The organism is Methylophaga sp. UBA4204, assembly GCF_002379485.1.
Lineage (GTDB): Bacteria > Pseudomonadota > Gammaproteobacteria > Nitrosococcales > Methylophagaceae > Methylophaga.
This window is the reverse complement of record NZ_DFTU01000092.1, coordinates 2,232-5,614: the sequence shown is the minus strand read 5'-3', so window position 1 is coordinate 5,614 and position 3,383 is coordinate 2,232. Positions and strand designations below refer to the sequence as shown.

Below are 3,383 nucleotides of genomic sequence, written 5' to 3'. Positions count from 1 at the left end.
TGGACTAAACCAGAATATTCAGATATGCGTTTCGGTTTTGAAGTAACCATGTACATCTGCAACCGTTAATATCGGTTCAAACGTACTTTAAAAGCCTCTGAAGTTTAGCTTCAGGGGCTTTTTTCATTAAGACTGTATTGCAATCGCTTATTCCGATTATATTAATAGAATTAAGTTGTTTGACCGTTGCATCATCGAGCCATAGAATGACGATTGTCGCTTTTGACAATCAACAAGGAGTAGACCATGTCGACTTTGATTAATACAACCGTTAAACCATTTAAAACCACTGCATTTCACAAAGGCGAATTCATACCTGTTACTGATGCTGATCTGAAAGGTAAATGGTCAGTAGTATTCTTTTACCCAGCTGACTTCACCTTTGTTTGCCCGACTGAACTGGGTGATTTGGCCGACCATTACGCGAAACTGCAGGAAATGGGCGTTGAAGTTTACTCAGTATCTACTGATACCCATTTCACACACAAAGCATGGCACGATGCTTCTGAAACCATCAAGAAAATCAACTTCCCAATGCTTGGTGATGCAACCGGTGCTATCAGCCGTAATTTTGAAGTCATGATTGAAGAAGAAGGTCTGGCGCTGCGTGGCACATTTGTTATCGACCCAGAAGGTGTGATCAAAGTGTGCGAAGTTCACGATCTTGGCATTGGCCGTAGTGCAAAAGAACTGGTTCGTAAAATCCAGGCTGCTCAATATGTTGCCTCACATGATGGTGAAGTATGCCCAGCTTCATGGCAGCCAGGTGAAGAAACCTTGTCACCATCTCTGGATCTGGTTGGCAAAATCTAAAGAAAATCTGAAGCAAGTTGTCGTTTAATTTAACGACAACTTCTTACGAAATTCTTGATCCGTTGGATCAGTGTGTCCGGGCCGATCGGCCCGGACATCACCCAAATACTTTATAGAATTTTAGACAGGCAGGTGCCTTATGTTGGATGCTAATATTGCTGCGCAATTAAAAACTTATCTGCAGAATCTGCAACGTCCAGTTGAGATCATTGCCTCACTGGATGATGGCAAAAAATCTCTGGAAATGCGTGAGTTGCTGGTGGAAATTGCTGATATGTCAGACAAAGTCAGCTTTTCTGATGCCGATAACGATGCACGTAAACCTTCATTCCGTATTAAACAGCCTGAAGGGCAGGAGCAAATCCGTTTTGCCGGCATCCCGATGGGCCATGAGTTTACCTCACTGGTTTTGGCATTGCTGCACACCGGCGGGCATCCGATGAAGACCGAGCCTGAAGTGATTGAACAAATCAAACAGCTTGATGGCGAGTTTGTATTTGAAACCTATATTTCCTTGTCATGCCAGAACTGCCCTGAAGTGGTACAGGCGCTTAACCTGATGGCGGTGTTGAATCCAAATATTCATCACACCATGATTGATGGTGCACTGTATCCGGAAGAAGTCGAAGCACGTCAGATTATGGCAGTGCCGACTGTTTACCTGAATGGTGAGGTATTCGGTCAGGGCCGTATGAGCCTGGCAGAAATTATCGGCAAACTGGATACGGGTGCCATTAAACGTGAAGCAGAAAAAATCAGTCAGCGGGACCCCTATGATGTATTGATTATTGGTGGCGGACCGGCTGGTACTTCTGCATCAATTTATGCATCACGTAAAGGAATTCGTACCGGTATCGTGGCTGAACGTTTTGGTGGCCAGGTAATGGATACCCTGGCGATTGAAAACTTTATTTCAGTCAAAGAGACCGAAGGGCTAAAACTGGTCGCTGCACTTGAAGAACACGTGAAGGAATATGAAGTAGACGTGATGAAGTTACAGCGCGCCAACAAATTAAGTCAGAAAGGCAAAATGCTTGAAGTGGAACTGGAAAGCGGTGCCACTCTGACCAGTAAGTCAATCATCATTGCGACTGGTGCCCGCTGGCGTGAGCTGGGCGTGCAGGGTGAAGCAGAATACCGTGGTCATGGCGTTGCCTATTGCCCTCACTGTGATGGTCCGTTATTTAAAGGTAAACATGTTGCGGTAATCGGCGGCGGCAACTCCGGTGTCGAAGCTGCAATTGACCTGGCCGGTATTGTTGGACATGTAACCCTGCTCGAATATGCCGATCAGCTGAAAGCCGATGCGGTATTGCAGAAAAAACTGCACAGTCTGAATAATGTAACGGTAATTATTGGTGCGCAAACCACCGAAATTACTGGCGATGGCAAGAAAGTGAACGGTCTGAATTATAAAGATCGTGCAACTGAGGAATCACATCATGTCGAGCTGGCTGGGGTGTTTGTGCAGATTGGGTTGTTGCCCAACACCGACTGGTTAAAAGACACGCTCACATTGAGTAAATACGGTGAGATTGAAATTGACTCTCACGGTGCCACCTCAATGCCGGGTGTTTTTGCTGCCGGTGATGTGACGACCATTCCATACAAGCAGATCATTATGGCAATGGGCGAAGGCGCCAGAGCAGCTCTGGGTGCTTTTGATTATCTGATTCGTAATGAGTTTGATGATAAGGATAAAGCCGCCTAATCCACGAAAGCTGAATTCATTCCGCCTCGTCAATCAAATCGCGCAAGTTTAATAGCTTCATGCGAATGGCGAGGCGGGTGAGTTCAATATCCGAATTCACATCCAGTTTTCGTTTAATAATGTAATGTGAATTCGATACAGTTTTCGGACTAATATTCAGAATGTCTGCAATTTGTTGGTTATTATTGGCCTCAAGTAACAGTCGTAAAATCTCAAATTCTCTGACCGTTAAATCATCCAGCCTCGCTTTATCCTGTCCCAGTTTTTCTACGGCCAATGCCTGTGCCACGTCGGGACTGAGACTGAGTTTGTTTTCATAGACCTGATAAATTCCATGTATTAACAAAGTCGGATCGCTGCTTTTGGTGACATACCCCAGTGCACCAGCTCGAATCGCCTGTAATGCAAAGCTGGGATTCTGATGCATACTGAACACCAGAATACGTGCCTGACCATCATATTGTCTGATGCGTGAAATGGCTTCCAGACCACTTTGTCCCGGCATGGAAATATCCATAATGACCACATCAGGTTCGAAGGTTTTATAATTCTGATAGGCCTCAGCAGCATCACGGGCATCCGCTATTACAGTTAAATTGGGTTGTTTTTGTAACAGCGAGCGGTAACCTTCACGCACAATGGCATGGTCATCAACTAACAGGATTTGAATCGATTTTTCAGACATGCGGGTGCTCCGTTGTCGGTGCAGGTTTTGGATTAACCGGTAAATTGATGAGCAGTTTCAATCCGCCTTTGCTCTGGATATCCATGGTGATTTTACCGCCCAAAGCATTCACGCGTTCCGATATTCCCAATAAACCTACACCCATATGCTGATTGAAGCTGTCACGTTTGGCTT

Annotated in this window: 4 protein-coding genes and 1 pseudogene; 3 read left to right on the top strand and 2 right to left on the bottom strand. The window is 45.2% G+C overall.

The window, feature by feature from the left end; genetic code table 11:
* From pqqA to ahpF, 3 genes are all read left to right on the top strand, one after another.
* On the top strand, positions 1 to 69 hold a 69-nt coding region (pqqA, locus tag B3182_RS13715; RefSeq protein ID WP_292753141.1), incomplete at its 5' end, for a pyrroloquinoline quinone precursor peptide PqqA.
* Positions 70 to 246: 177 nt separating this feature from the next.
* Positions 247 to 813, top strand: coding sequence for an alkyl hydroperoxide reductase subunit C (gene ahpC / locus B3182_RS13710; protein ID WP_104934625.1), 567 nt, complete (start codon positions 247 to 249; stop codon positions 811 to 813).
* A 139-nt stretch (positions 814 to 952) separates the two neighbouring features.
* Entirely contained in the window at positions 953 to 2,524 is a 1,572-nt protein-coding gene (ahpF, locus tag B3182_RS13705; RefSeq protein WP_292753127.1) for an alkyl hydroperoxide reductase subunit F, read from the top strand.
* Between the two features lie 16 nt (positions 2,525 to 2,540).
* On the opposite strand, the gene B3182_RS13700 is transcribed toward ahpF, so the two are convergent.
* Together B3182_RS13700 and B3182_RS13695 are read right to left on the bottom strand one after the other, a co-directional pair.
* The gene (locus tag B3182_RS13700) at positions 2,541 to 3,209 is read right to left on the bottom strand and encodes a response regulator (RefSeq protein WP_292355948.1); all 669 of its coding nucleotides are present in this window, start codon (positions 3,207 to 3,209) and stop codon (positions 2,541 to 2,543) included.
* Positions 3,202 to 3,383, bottom strand: a pseudogene (locus B3182_RS13695) (sensor histidine kinase); the annotation flags it as partial. The gene B3182_RS13700 and the pseudogene B3182_RS13695, both read right to left, overlap by 8 nt.